Raw genomic sequence first — 14164 nt, forward strand, 5'->3', positions numbered from 1 at the left:
GTTTAAAAACTCTTTATCAAAGTAGTTTTTATCTTTGTATATTGTGGCTAGGTTATGCAAGTTATTGCAATTACAATGTGATTTAATTAGTCATATAAATAGAACCTTTAACAATTTTTCTAAATTAAATTAGTAGGATGAGCTTCTGAAATATTTCATAAAGTAACTAAAAAATATTTACTTTTTTATCACTTACATGTGTGCGCTAATTGTTATTTTTTCTTCATTGCATGTCTTTGAAAAGAAGCTGAGAAAGCTTCTTTAACTAACTTAAAATATGCAAATTTTTTATCTGTAAGGGATGATGAGTTCACTATATCTAAAAAGCCAAATTATTATAAAGCAAAAAAATAAAAATCTACAAATTGCAAACTAAAAACAATAATGGCTATTAATAATATAGATATTGTTTTTTCAATACAAAGGAAAATTAAGACACTGTTGGATAGTGGCAAAATGAGGATGATTTTGGTTGAATTAGTTAAAAGAGAAATTCTATCTTATAAAATAAGAAACTGTTGATATGACTAAATACTATCTATCGTGGTATTTTTTAAATAAGAAAGTGATCTTGAAGAGGTACTATACGAATTCATTAACCAATGAATAATTGTGATATGCTTCTAAGTAATTTGATTGAACTGTACAATATGCAAAAAAACATTCGCTGATTCATAGAAACATCTTCATTTATTATAATAAAATAAGGCATCTACAAATTAGAGATGATCACCTGTATTCAAAACAATATTGCTTAAATTTCTCTAGGTCATAGTTCTAAAAATGAGATCCTATTAACTAAACAACGATCTGTGAGGCAATAAAAAAATGTTCTCATTATGTATATTGTACAGTAATAGTTTTTATAGAGTTTTTTTTATTGTTGTTGCTTTAAAGAGAGCGTGTAAGATAAAATTAACCATAGAAACACTGAAATCAGTTGTAAATTATAAATTAAATTAACACATTTAATAAACTTATCAACTATTTGAAAAATTATGAATTTTTAATATTTTATATAAAATATTTTGAACTTATTATTTCCTTATTTTAAGAAAATTAGTATACTCTTGTAAAAAACATTGCCAAAAATATGTGTTAATGTGCAAACAGATTTTTACTAATCGGAGCACAAATATATGATAAATGATGAGGTTATTTTATTTGTTATCGCAATATAGCTTTTAAAAATTGATGTAAGGTGTACGAGCTATCTCAATTAAACTAACAATATTGAAGCATAAACAGCAAGGTATTACAATAATGTCAGAAATAAAAGCGATGATTACTGGTATTTCTGGTTTTTTTCTAAGAGATGATGAAAAAGCGTTCATTATTGAGCATCGACCTTGGGCTTTTATTTTATTTGCACGTAATATTGGTACGGAATCTGATGTCAAGGCTCTTACTACGTCTTTACGCGATGTAAGTGAGCGTGATGATATTTTTATTTTTATTGATCAGGAAGGTGGGAAGGTACAACGTCTGCTTCCACCTTTGGCTCCTCGTTATCCAGCAGCGGAAGTTCTGGGGAAACTTTATAAAAAGGATCAAGATAAGGGAATTCGTGCTGCATGGATCATGTCTCGGCTTCATGCTTTTGATTTAATGAAGTTTGGCATAAATGCCAATTGTCTTCCTGTTTTAGATATACCAGTGGTAGGAGCACATGATATTATTGGAACGCGTGCTTATGCACAAGAGCGAGAAGCAGTTACAGCTTTAGGGCGCGCCGCTGCTAGGGGTCTTTTGGATGGGGGTGTTTTACCAGTGATGAAACATATTCCTGGACATGGTAGGGCATTTTCTGATACTCATTTAGAGTTAACACGTGTCGATGTGCCATTTAATATCTTAGAAAAATATGATTTTTTCCCATTTAAAAATTTGGCTGATTTGCCAGCTGCGATGACTGCTCATATTGTTTATGAAGCAATTGATAATACGCTTCCTGCAACGCTTTCTAAGAGAGTTATTGAAGATGTTATTCGTAAAAATATAGGTTTTGATGGTCTTTTAATGTCAGATGATGTGTCAATGAAAGCTCTTTCAGGGAGTACATTCTCAGTAAGTTTATCAGATTTAACGCGTAAAATTTTTGCGGCAGGCTGTGATATTGTTCTTCATTGTAATGGTAATTTGGAAGAGATGCTTGCTGTTGCACATGCGGCTTCATTTTTAAAAGGAAAATCATTGGAACGCGCATATAGTGCTTGCACCAAAGTTTTGCAATTTGATAAATCAGATGAGACTGATCTAAGAGAAGAATTTTCAAATCTTTTAGCTTTTATATAAATTTTTATAAATAAGTCTGTCATTGTTGTCTTATTTAAATTTATTGTAATGCACTGAAAAAGCGGAGACAGATTAAAAATTAATTTGCAAGAAAAAACGTGTAATTGCCTTTAACTAAAGAATAAATGTACAAATAAGCTTAGGGTTGTATTTGCTATATTTCTTACAAGTTAAATATAAGCGGATGAAGTCAAACGTAAACGCATAGAGAGAGAGTAATGGGTAATATTTTTTCACCAACACATTTAATTGTAATTCTATTGGTTATCTTTGTGCTTTTTGGGCGTGGTAAAGTTTCTGAATTAATGGGTGACATTGCTAAGGGTATTAAAGCTTTTAAAAAAAATATGCAGGAAGACGAAAGTAGTGCTGAGGATAAGCTTGAAATGGATGATTATTCCAAAACAATTGATGTTGAATCTCAACAGTCTCAACCGTTATCGGAAAAGCGTACAACAGCACGTAGAAAAAAGTCTTCTTCTCTAAAATAGATGAGATGTTTATTGTTAAAAAACAGCATGTAAAGTAATAAAATGCAACAATAGCAATAATAATTGTGCATTATTTTAAAAATAAAGAAATGGGCGTGAGTAGTGTTTGGGATTGATGGATCAGAGTTTTTTGTAATTTTACTTGTTCTTATTGTTATCGTTGGGCCAAAAGATTTACCAAAAATGTTGAAAGCAATGGCTAAGGCGATAGCCTATATCCGTTCAACAACGAATGAATTTCGCCATCAATTTGATGATGCAATGAAACAAGCTGAGCTCAACAGTTTGCAAAAAACATTATCAGAGATCAGAGATATTAACCCACGTAAGGAATTAACAGAGATTTTAAATCCAGTCCACGACGCGGTGGAGGATATGAATAACAGTTTTGATGTAGACATAACTCATCATAAATTAGGAAAAGACAAAGATACTTTGGGATATGATAAAAATGAAGCTATTGATCTCCGTAACTCTGGAAGAGTTTCTATAATTTCTAAACGTAGAGAAAATACGTTATGAATTCTGAGAAAGAGCAAATTGATGCTAATATGGCGCCGCTTTTAGAACATTTAATTGAGCTACGTCAGAGGATTATTGCTGCTTTGATTGTATTTTTTATAGCTTTTATTATATGCTTTTTTATAAAGGATTATATCTTAAATTTTTTGATATGGCCTTATCAATGGGCAATGAAAATATCAGGTGGTGATCCTGAAAGTATTCGTTTACAATCGACGCAAGTATGGGAAACTTTTTTAACGAAAATGAAGCTTGCTGCTTTTGGGGCAGCTATTTTATCATTTCCCTATACGGCTTTTCAGTTATATAGTTTTATCGCACCAGGATTGTATAAAAATGAGCGGATGGCTTTAGTTCCATTTCTTATTGGTGGGCCTGTTTTATTTTTTATTGGGGGTGCGTTTGTCTATGCTCTTTTGGCACCTATAATACTTTTGTTTAGCCTTTCTCAGCAATTTCTTCCAGATGTTCATTTAAGAATAGAATTTGTAGTTCGTATTTCTGATTATTTAAGCTTTATGACATCATTTATTTTGATTTTTGGTTTTATTTTTCAACTTCCACTTGTGATTGGTCTTTTAACGAAAGTCGAGCTTTTAACATCTCATACGTTGGTATCCATACGAAAGTGGGCTATGCTTATTTCTTTTATAATTGCAGCGATAGTAACTCCGTCAGATTTTGTCACTATGTTTGCAGTGGCCTTACCAACGATAGCTCTTTACGAGCTCTCAATTTTACTTGCCTATTACATAGAAAGGAAGAAAAATCCTCTTCATAATTAATATCTTATGTGGTAGGAACTTAACGGACATAATACGAACAAGGAATTTTTATGCTTGATATTAAGTGGATTCGTGAACATCCTGAAAAGTTAGATAAAGCGCTTAAAAATAGAGGCATGAAACCGCAAGCTAAAAAGTTAATAGAACTTGATCTTGAACGTCGGTCGTATGTTTCTAAAGTGCAAGTTGCACAGGAGCGTCGCAATACCGCTTCAAAAGAAATAGGGCAGGCTTTAGCTGCATCTGATAAAAAAATGGCTGAATGCCTTAGAGCTGAGGTGGAAGAGATTAAAGTCTTTCTTTCTTCTGCTATGGCGGAAGAGAAGCGGTTAACTGAAAGCCTTGAGAAGGTTCTTTCAGAGCTTCCAAATATTCCATTGGATGATGTTCCGGAAGGCAAAGATGAGAGCGATAATGTTGTCATTCGGCATTTTGGTAAACCTCGGGTATTTGATTTTACACCAAGGCAACATTTTGATCTTGGTCAAAGTCTTAAGCAGATGGATTTTGAACGGGCGAGTCGTTTATCGGGCGCACGCTTTACAGTTCTTTCAGGTGCATTGGCACGGTTGGAGCGTGCATTAGGCCAATTTATGCTTGATATGCATATTGATGAGCATGGTTATACAGAGGTTTCAGGACCTTTTATTGTTCGTGATGAGATCGTGTATGGGGCAGGGCAATTACCTAAATTTGCTGATGATCTCTTTCAGGTAACAGATGGTCGATGGCTTATTTCTACAGCAGAAGTGCCGTTAACTAATTTAGTAAACAACGAAATTCTTGATGCATCAGATCTGCCGTTGCGCTTTTCTGCCCTAGCACCTTGTTTTCGTTTAGAAGCAGGATCTGCAGGTCGTGATACACGTGGTATGTTTCGTCAACACCAATTTTGGAAAGTTGAAATGGTATCTATTACCACTGAGGAACAGTCTTTAATTGAATTAGAACGTATGACAGAGTGTGCAGAAAATGTGTTGAAACGACTAGATTTACCTTTTCGTACGATGGTTCTTTCGACTGGTGATATGGGGTTTTCTGCACGTAAAACTTATGACATTGAAGTTTGGCTTCCTGGTCAGGGGCGTTATCGTGAAATTTCCAGTTGTTCAGTTTGTGGAGATTTTCAAGGACGACGCATGAACGCTCGGTATCGTAAAAAAGGTGATAAAATATTACACTTTGTTCATAGCCTGAATGGTTCTGGTACAGCGGTTGGCCGTTGTCTTATCGCTATTTTAGAAAATTATCAACAAGCTGATGGATCAATTATTGTCCCAGATGTCTTACAGCCCTATATGAAAGGAATACGTTGTATTACTGCTTAATTTTGCAGAAAGAGAATTGATATGCATTTATATTGGAGAGATGTAAGACGTATAAGTGCAAGGTTTTCCGTTTCTAAAAGAAATGGCTTGCGAATACAGCGAGATAGCTATTCCATGCAAGTTTGATAAAATTATGGGGCAAAGGAGTATTTTACAATTTCGTGAGGAGCTGGCGGGTCTTGTCCTGAAGATGCGCAGCAAAGGAATTGATGATGTTCGCTTTTTTGCAGCGTTTGAAAAAATTCCGCGTCAGCAATTTGTAACTGCTCCTTGGCTCAACAGTGCTTATGATAATAAAGTTATTCCGATTGAGTGTGGTGAATATATTGAGCGTTTGGAAGAGCAGCTTCTGATTCTTTATGCTTTATCGTTGAAAAAACAACATCGTGTCTTAGAAATAGGTACAGGTTCTGGTTTTTGTACTGCCCTGATGGCGTGTCTGAGTGATCGCGTGATAACAGTTGATCGTTATAAAACACTTGTCGATTTGGCGCGCCAGAAATTTCAAAATTTGGGACTTGAAAATATCATTGTACAGCAGATTGATGGAAGCCATACTGTTACAGGGTTTGGATTATTTGATCGCATTCTTATTTGGCCATCACGTTCTGATGAACCAAAAAAAATCTTAGAACTTTTAACTGAAAATGGAATTCTCATTCAAGCTATAGGACCAGATGAAGGGGTGCAGATGGTTACACGTTATGTAAAAACTGGTAGCCAATTTCAGTGCTCAAAAATGTTTCAAGTACGCTATCAACCTTTTATTGAAGGTATTGCGGAAGTGCTTTAATTTTTTAAGCTAAGGCGTTGAATAAGATATTTTGTCTTTCTATTTAATGGTAAAAATCTCTATTGATTTTATTCAGGATATTTATTGAGCGGAATATCTAATTTTAACTCTTAGGTAATACTAAAAAGCTTTAATAAAGTAAGTTGAGTGTTGGTGAGCGAGCAAAACTATGTATTTAGAAGTTTTGGGTAATATTCTTAGGTATAACTTTCAAGGGATAGTGCTGGGGGTGATAATGATAGCGCTTGTAGGATGTAGTTCCGGTACGCAGCGTTTCTCTCATATTTTTTCTGAGAGTACAGTTTCGACTCAGTCAAACGTTTCAGCAACTACGCCTGCTAACGTGCAAGCGCTATCGGATGGTGTGATACAAAGTACTGAATTACCACCTGCTGAGCCAAGTTATAATTCATGGGCTTATAATGATGTTCCGTATAATTCTTCAAGGCACGGTGGGGTACTTTCTCCTGATGGGCGGATTATGGGGGAACCACCACGCAATCTTGGAACGCTGTCTCGTTCACAAATGAATGATTCTCGTGTTGTTCGACAAAACTCCTATATTGTCCAAAGCGGGGATACACTGTTAAGCATTGCGCAGCAAACAGGAGTTAGTATTGACACATTAAAATTAGCAAATGGTATAAACAATAATTCTATTTATATCGGTCAAGTGCTCATGATTCCGGATAAGCGTACAGTAGAAACTCTAAACACTCAAAATGATAATTCTTTTGCATCTACAACAAAATCCTCAGTGCAATCTCAGGCTATGTCATCCATGAAACACAAGAAAGGCTCATCTGTATATACAGCTCCTATAACAGCTATACCTTCTGCAAAAGTTAACAGATCAAGTATTGAGAAAAAGTCTTCTAGACAGACGATAGTGTCAAATCGTGGAGCTAATTCTTCAGATAAAATGATGAATGGAGATAATAATACACATACCCCGCAAGCTACAGGGATTTCTAGAATGCGTTGGCCGGTAAGAGGGCGTTTATTAAGCAGATTTGGCCAAAAAAAGGGAACGGCAACTAATCGAGGAATAGATATTGCTGCACCTGAAGGATCATCGGTAAAGGCAGCAGAAAATGGTATTGTTATCTATGCGAGTGATGGGTTAAAAGAGCTCGGCAATGTTGTCATGATTCGGCATGAAAATAATATTATCACTATTTACGGGCATAACAGTAAGCTCGTTGTTGACAAAGGACAAAGAATACGGCGTGGCGATGAAATTGCTAAATCTGGTATTTCAGGAAATGTTAAAACGCCACGTGTTTATTTTGAAGTACGCAAAAATACTGTACCTGTCGATCCAAATGAGTATTTAGAAAATTAATGAATGATGGATCATAAAAGTAATAGATGAATTGAGTTTATAATATTTATAATCTGGGGTAAAAATTTGATAAGTGTTATAGCGGTGATTTATTGATTAAAATTGGAAAGGTAAAAAATAGTTTTGCGTTATATATAATAACAATAAATTTATTCTTTAAAGGTTTTTGTCCGTTGCCTTCTATTTTTTAAGGATTTATTGCTTCTTAATAAGGCTATGGCTACAGCCGTGTGGTTATCGCTATGTCACGATAATTCTAAAAAAGGCTTTTTTCTTTCGAGTGAGAAGCTTATTTTAGTAGAGTAGGAAATATTAGAGCTTAATCTATAGGAGATCAAAATGTTTATTACCAACGCTTATGCTCAAGCTGCAGGCGGTGTTTCTAATGGGGGATCACTTGTTACATTTGTTCCTTTTATTCTGATTTTTGTAATTATGTATTTTTTTATCATTCGCCCACAACGTGTGCAAATGAAAAAGAGGCAAGAAATGCTTAATGCTGTACGCCGCGGTGACACAGTTATAACGGGTGGCGGTATTATCGGTAAAGTTACAAAGGTTTATGATGAAAGCGGTGAATTAGAGGTTGAAGTTGGTGATGGTATGCATATTCGTGTTATCCATTCTACATTGACTGATGTTCGTGTTAAAGGTAAACCAATTCCGGAAAAAAAATTAAAATCTAACTCTAAAATAAAAGAACAGAAAAAGTCCAAAGTTACAATGAAGGAAGATATAAGTGCATCTAACGAGAAAGAAGCTGCACCAAAAGAAGATTAACCATAAAATGTTGTTGCTTATTTATTGAATGTTTGACAAGGTGTATTAACCTGATCACAGGTTCATTATCTAACAAAATATATTTATATAAGCTGCTAACTTTATAAAAGATGGTTGATTTTTCTATAGAAGCCATTGTTTTAGGTGAATGGTTTTATATAGTCTATAAACAGTGTCATAATTTTTGTTTATTTCTGTAGGATTACTTTTAAAAGAGTTGTTTCATTTTAGGAGTATTACAACAATTTTTGACACTCTTTGAGTTTAAAATAATATCACTGTTCCGTACGATAGATAACATTTATTGCTTGTTTATCTAAAATCAATTCTCCTTTTTAGATTAGATAGGATATGTTCATAGATGAACATAACATTTAATCGTGTTCATTGTAGACTTTCTTCATACTGTCTGAAATAATAATTTTTATATGTTGTCTTTTGTATTATTAGAACGGTATTTGGGGGGTGAAAGATTTTGTATCAATATTGCTATATTGGTTAAGATCAATATATTAATCGTTTGTTATTGGTTTTTTGGTGACTTTTAGGGGGATAAGAAAGACGCAATTGGGTTTTCAAAAATAAAGGACACTTAAATATGTTTCATGCAATTCAAATCCGTGAGGCTCATTTTCCAGGGCGTGCCCCTATTGATGCTTATGGAAATGGTGGTTTTCGTTTCGCTGATATGTCTCATAAAGGTTCTATTATTTGTGTACCATCAGGTATTTACGGTATTGATATGGTAGCGCCTATTCCTACTCAAGGGGATATATCTCGCGTTTTGGAAGAAGCAGATGAGATTGAGGTTTTTTTAGTAGGTACTGGAGCTGAATTACTACAATTACCTGAAAAATTACGAGTACTTTTAAAGGAAAAGAGCATTTCATCAGATACAATGAGTACGGGAGCAGCAGTGCGTACATTTAATGTTCTGTTAGCCGAAGATCGTGCAGTTGCTGCATTATTGTTTGCAGTAGAATGATAAGCTATCTTCCTTACAGTTTAGATATTTTACGTGCTACAGATCGAGATCGTTATATATCGGTTTTATTTGCTCCTAAAGAGAAGCGCAGAGCATTGGCTGCTCTTTATGCTTTTAACGTAGAAATTGTTCGTGTTCGTGAAAGTGTTCATGATCCGCTTATTGGTGAGATGAGATTACGCTGGTGGTATGATTCTATCGCTAATGATGAAGTGCAAAATAATAAAAGCAATCCAATCTTGAATGATTTATTTACAGCAATTACTTCCTTCAATTTACCCAAGGCAGCGCTGTTACGTTATTGTGATGCGCAGATTTTAGATCTTTATCAAGATCCAATAGCAACTATTGTCGATCTTGAAGCCTATTGTAGTAAGACAGTGAGTATAATTTTACAGCTTTCTTGTCAGATATTAGATTCTGATAGTGCACAAAATTTTACAGATGCCTGTAAACATGGGGGAATCGCTCAGGGATTAAGCGGTGTATTGCGTCTTTTATCATTTATGAGATCACGATATCAATATTATTTTCCTGTTGATATGCTACAAGCTCTAGGAGTAGATAGAGAAGACTTAGAGTTTAATCGTATTAATGAAGAGCAAAAACGCTGTATCATTGAAGCTATGGTAGCGTTATCGCGAGATCATTATATTAAGTTTTATGAGCATCTTAATACTTTGCCTAAAGCGCTTATACCAGCATTTCTTCCGTTGGCAATTATACCAGAATCTCTTCAAAAAGCGACACAATTAGGGGAAGAAGTTTTTCAGAAAAATGCAACTCTATCGTTACTTCATCGCTATTGGTTAATCACAAAAGCGGCGATGAGTAGGACTTTTCCGAAAATATAAGGAAAAAGATTGTTCCTGAAAATAGAAAAATCAATAAAATATGGATATATTTCCTACATTGGAATAAAATTGACTTATGAATCTAGATAAATTGATGGGTATAATTTAAAAGATTATTAAAGTTGAATTTATGATATTAATAAAAACTCCATGTATTTCTTCATTTTTTGTCATTTTTCTTAGTATTATGCATTAATGAAAGTTTCGAAAAACACAGTAACATAAAATAAAATTTATGTACTATATTAACTATTTTTTTGGAGAGAAAAGTCTCTCTATTTATTGACAATATAAGTTTATATTTGTTGATGAATGTTGTGGTAGACTGTTAATTAAACTACAAGAGATAATACTTTTTATCACAGTATAATATCAAAAGGATTACTTTCGTGGATAGCGTTATTTTTGATAATATATTGTAGAACTTGTTTTCAAAATTTTGTGCACGATCTTCTTAGAATTTGCAGAATATCTGGATATTTATACAGACGTTAATCATCTCAACATTAGCAAAAATCGCACTTTACTGCTATTATTAATGTCTAGAAGTATGATTATAATTGTTAAAATAATTTCTCTTAAACTTTCTTATAACATGTTACTGAAAAGCATTGAAAATTCTATTATAATTATTGCTGTTAATATTCAAAGGATATTCCTTATTGGCAGCCTTTAACATTTCCAATCTAAGATCTTCTCTTATCTGTATATCTAAATTGGTACGGATATCGTGCGAAAGGGTGTGGGCAGTGATATTAGGTATTGTCACTGTCTTTACTTGATAAATGATACGGTTTGTTGCATCTGAGCCTTTTACTATACCATAATGATTTTTAGAACTAGAAAATAACGCTTTGATGCCTTCAGATCCAAAAAATTCAGATGAATCTTGGCGACGCAAGGCTTTTGTCGTTTTCTGAGTGATTCCAAGTTCATGCGCAAGAGAAACAAAGCTCTTTCCTTCATTGAGCTGTTTGAGAGAATTTTGGGCTTTTTCATCAAGAATCTGTTGGATTTCTCCACTTTTCCACTGTGCAATAGCATCCTGCTTAGCTTCTTGGAGAGTTTTGTAACGAGATGGTATGATTTTATCTACTTTATACCAAAGATATCCACCTTCTTGAAGAATGAGGGGATCAAGATCAGTTCCTTCGCTTGTTTGATAGATGGAGTTTAATAAGACGTCTTTTTGGGGTAAATCCGTAAGCGTTTTTCCTTCAATGGTTTTTCCTGTTTTATCAAGAGTGATAGTTTGCAGAGACAATTTATATTGGTTAGCAAGCTCTTTAAAGGAAGCTCCTTCAAAGCGAGCATTTTCAATTTCTGTATAATTGTTTCGTATATCATCTTCTGCAAGGCTTTGAGCAAGTTTTTGACGAATATCATTTTTAACGTTTTCAAAGGGAATGGGGCTTGGAGCTGCAATATGTGTAACTCGAATGATTACAGGTCCTTGTAAATCATTGATCACATCGCTGACTTGTCCTAGCTTAAGTTCAAAAACCTCAGATGCTAAGTGATTAGGAAGTTCATTTTCTGCTAAAGGACCTTTTGTAATATCATCGAGCTTCTTTTTTTCAGCTTTAACCAAATCATCAAAACTTAATCCATCAGCTATCTTTTTTGCCGCCTTATCAGCAGCTTCACGTGTAGGAAAGCGCAACTCTTCAATAGTACGTTTTTCAGGAGTTATAAAGCGTGAAGAATTTTGTGCATAATAAGCTTTAGCTTCATCTACTGAAATATCATTTGGCTTTAAAAATTCAGAAAGTTTCATAGATAGGAAAGAAACAGTACGATATTCTGGAGTACGAAACTCATCCTTATGAGTCTCAAACCATTCTTGCAATACGTCGTGATTTGGGGCAGAAATTTCTTCTTTTCCTTTAAGATCTATAACTATATAATCCGCGGTACGCGTTTCTTCACGATAACGAGCAAGTGCTTTATAAAAGGTATCTGGTGCCTTCATACCAGATAAAGACGCTAAAACTAACTGATTACGCTTTTCATTTTTAGCATAATAATTAAGGAAATTGTTTTCGCTGATATGTAATTGCTGCAGATAGTTAAGAAATAAATTTTTGTTAAAATTTCCATTTATCTGAAACATATTATCAGTGCTCATTCGATAAGCTATAGCGTCTTTTGAAAGGCTAATTTTCATTTTTCGTGCCTGTTCATCAAATAATACATTTTGTTGTAGCTGACTAAAAACAAAAGCAGGTATTCTATATTCCTGCATTTCATTTGGTGTAAACATGCGTCCAAGATGATAAGCAAATGCTAAGCGTGAGCTGTGATCAGTGAGTGCAAGATAATAATCGTCGACTGTTGCTGTGGATTTTCCAGCAGTTATAAGATCTCTTTCACTTTTTGTGTGTAATTGCGGTATGCCCCATAACAAGACGAAGCATAAGAGCAAAATTACAAGAAAAAATCTGGCGATCCAGGAATTTGTGGCATTTCTTATGATGTCAAGCATCTTTCAATCCCGTTTGCTGTTACAATTATTATCAAAGCAGTGATGAAATTTGCAATAAAGACGCATAAGATGCAAGTCTTAAAGACTTGCTTTCGTTTTTTTATTTGTTACTAAAGATAAAAAATTGTCATAATAGCTTTTGAGGTAAAAATATGTCTTCAAATGTTAAGCCTTTGATCGCTGGAAATTGGAAAATGAAGGGAACCGGTGAATCTCTTGGGGAATTACGCGCTATTGCTGCTGGGATTAGCTCTGATTTAGGTCGTTTATTGGAAGCTCTTATTTGTGTTCCAGCAACGCTTTTATCACGTGCCTTTGATATACTGGGCAATGAAAATCTCCTCTTAGGTGGGCAAAATTGTCATTTTGATGATAGTGGCTCTTATACTGGAGATATTTCGTCTTTTATGCTCAAAGAGGCGGGGGCAAGCCATGTCATTATTGGACATTCAGAACGTCGCATAGCTTATCATGAAAGTAATGCAATTGTTTGTGCTAAAGTGAAAGCGGCGTGGCGAGCAGGTCTTATAGCGCTTGTTTGTGTTGGTGAAACATTGGAGGAGCGTAGAAGTAATAAAATGTTAGATGTCCTTACGCAACAGCTTGAGGAATCTTTACCAGATGGTGCTACATCGCAGAATGTAATTATTGCTTATGAACCTGTGTGGGCTATAGGTACAGGTAATGCAGCTACTTCGGCGGATATTGCAGAAGTACATAATTTTATTCGTCATCAAGTGCGCTCTCGCTTTGGTAGTCATGGGAGCGATATCCGCTTACTTTATGGTGGGTCAGTCAAGGCATCCAATGCATTTGAGATTTTGAGTACTGCCGACGTTAATGGTGCTCTTGTAGGGAAAGCAAGCCTAAAAGCAATTGATTTTTTAACTATTTGCGATGTTTATCGTAAATTATAACGACGGAACATTGGTTTTTCCTTGGATTCTGTATAGTTTACGTGTAAATAGCTATAAATAGTTATTATAAAGAGCAGGATTTATGCAAACAGTACTCATTGTTATTCATTTTTTAGTTGTCATTGCTTTAGTTGGTGTTGTGTTGATCCAACCTTCAGAGGGCGGCGGACTTGGCGTTAGTAGTGGTTCAGGACTTATGAGAACTCGTGGCGCTAAAAACGCGTTAACGCGTTTGACAGCTATCTTAGCATTCTGTTTTTTTGTAATATCCATTGGACTTATAGTGGTTGGGAATTTATCAAACTCCAATTCTGATATTCTCAAGAGGATTGATACAGAACAAAATTCAATAAATAAAGGAATTTCAGAGGGTATACCTTCATCGGAAAGTAGTTCTCAGCCTTCTATTCTTGAGCAGCTGGGCGGCGGTACGGTTTCTACCGAACAAAACGATCCTGCTGTTCCAGTAACTGAAAATCCAGTCCCATCACTTCCTGAAAGTCCAATTCCTGACGATAGTACAAAATAGCTTTTTAAAAAGGTGATTTTCACCTTTTTTATTTTTGTGAAGAAAAATTGTTTTT

At 34.6% G+C, this 14164-nt stretch carries 13 protein-coding genes; 12 read left to right on the top strand and 1 reads right to left on the bottom strand.

Translation table 11 applies throughout. The features are described 5' to 3' along the window. The first annotated feature begins 1263 nt into the window (after positions 1–1263). The 10 genes from nagZ (at position 1264) to WCP78_RS03305 (ending at position 10178) form a co-directional block, all read left to right on the top strand. Positions 1264–2295: a beta-N-acetylhexosaminidase gene (gene nagZ, locus WCP78_RS03260; protein WP_336279057.1), complete on the top strand. Its 1032-nt coding sequence runs from the start codon at positions 1264–1266 to the stop codon at positions 2293–2295. Between the two features lie 218 nt (positions 2296–2513). Further along, positions 2514–2786 carry a twin-arginine translocase TatA/TatE family subunit gene (gene tatA, locus WCP78_RS03265; protein WP_336279058.1) on the top strand — a complete coding sequence of 91 codons (273 nt, stop codon included), beginning with the start codon at positions 2514–2516 and terminating at the stop codon, positions 2784–2786. 102 nt (positions 2787–2888) lie between these two features. Further along, positions 2889–3308, top strand: a complete 420-nt coding sequence (gene tatB, locus WCP78_RS03270) for a Sec-independent protein translocase protein TatB (RefSeq protein WP_336279059.1) — start codon at positions 2889–2891, stop codon at positions 3306–3308. After that, a complete protein-coding gene (tatC, locus tag WCP78_RS03275; protein WP_336279060.1) occupies positions 3305–4093 on the top strand; it encodes a twin-arginine translocase subunit TatC in 789 nt (262 codons plus the stop codon). The genes tatB and tatC overlap by 4 nt, the downstream gene beginning before the upstream one ends. A 50-nt stretch (positions 4094–4143) precedes the next feature. Beyond that, a complete protein-coding gene (serS, locus tag WCP78_RS03280) occupies positions 4144–5421 on the top strand; it encodes a serine--tRNA ligase (protein ID WP_336279061.1) in 1278 nt (425 codons plus the stop codon). A gap of 133 nt (positions 5422–5554) precedes the next feature. Beyond that, entirely contained in the window at positions 5555–6214 is a 660-nt protein-coding gene (locus WCP78_RS03285; RefSeq protein ID WP_336279134.1) for a protein-L-isoaspartate(D-aspartate) O-methyltransferase, read from the top strand. A gap of 169 nt (positions 6215–6383) precedes the next feature. Beyond that, on the top strand, positions 6384–7559 hold the full coding sequence (locus WCP78_RS03290; protein ID WP_336279062.1) for a peptidoglycan DD-metalloendopeptidase family protein: 1176 nt from the start codon (positions 6384–6386) through the stop codon (positions 7557–7559). A gap of 339 nt (positions 7560–7898) precedes the next feature. Then, a complete protein-coding gene (yajC, locus tag WCP78_RS03295) occupies positions 7899–8339 on the top strand; it encodes a preprotein translocase subunit YajC (RefSeq protein WP_336279063.1) in 441 nt (146 codons plus the stop codon). A 598-nt stretch (positions 8340–8937) separates the two neighbouring features. Further along, positions 8938–9324 carry an Mth938-like domain-containing protein gene (locus WCP78_RS03300; protein WP_336279064.1) on the top strand — a complete coding sequence of 129 codons (387 nt, stop codon included), beginning with the start codon at positions 8938–8940 and terminating at the stop codon, positions 9322–9324. Then, positions 9321–10178 carry a phytoene/squalene synthase family protein gene (locus WCP78_RS03305; protein ID WP_336279065.1) on the top strand — a complete coding sequence of 286 codons (858 nt, stop codon included), beginning with the start codon at positions 9321–9323 and terminating at the stop codon, positions 10176–10178. The genes WCP78_RS03300 and WCP78_RS03305 overlap by 4 nt, the downstream gene beginning before the upstream one ends. A gap of 598 nt (positions 10179–10776) precedes the next feature. Here WCP78_RS03305 and WCP78_RS03310 read toward each other — a convergent pair. Then, positions 10777–12663 (bottom strand): peptidylprolyl isomerase, encoded by a 1887-nt coding sequence (locus tag WCP78_RS03310; protein ID WP_336279066.1) that lies wholly within the window; start codon positions 12661–12663, stop codon positions 10777–10779. A 152-nt stretch (positions 12664–12815) separates the two neighbouring features. On the opposite strand from WCP78_RS03310, the gene tpiA reads away from it, so the two are divergent. Together tpiA and secG are read left to right on the top strand one after the other, a co-directional pair. Continuing rightward, positions 12816–13580: a triose-phosphate isomerase gene (gene tpiA, locus WCP78_RS03315; protein ID WP_336279067.1), complete on the top strand. Its 765-nt coding sequence runs from the start codon at positions 12816–12818 to the stop codon at positions 13578–13580. An 82-nt stretch (positions 13581–13662) separates the two neighbouring features. Beyond that, the gene (gene secG / locus WCP78_RS03320) at positions 13663–14109 is read left to right on the top strand and encodes a preprotein translocase subunit SecG (RefSeq protein ID WP_336279068.1); all 447 of its coding nucleotides are present in this window, start codon (positions 13663–13665) and stop codon (positions 14107–14109) included. Positions 14110–14164 lie beyond the last annotated feature (55 nt).

This window comes from Bartonella occidentalis (assembly GCF_037070875.1).
Classification (GTDB): domain Bacteria; phylum Pseudomonadota; class Alphaproteobacteria; order Rhizobiales; family Rhizobiaceae; genus Bartonella.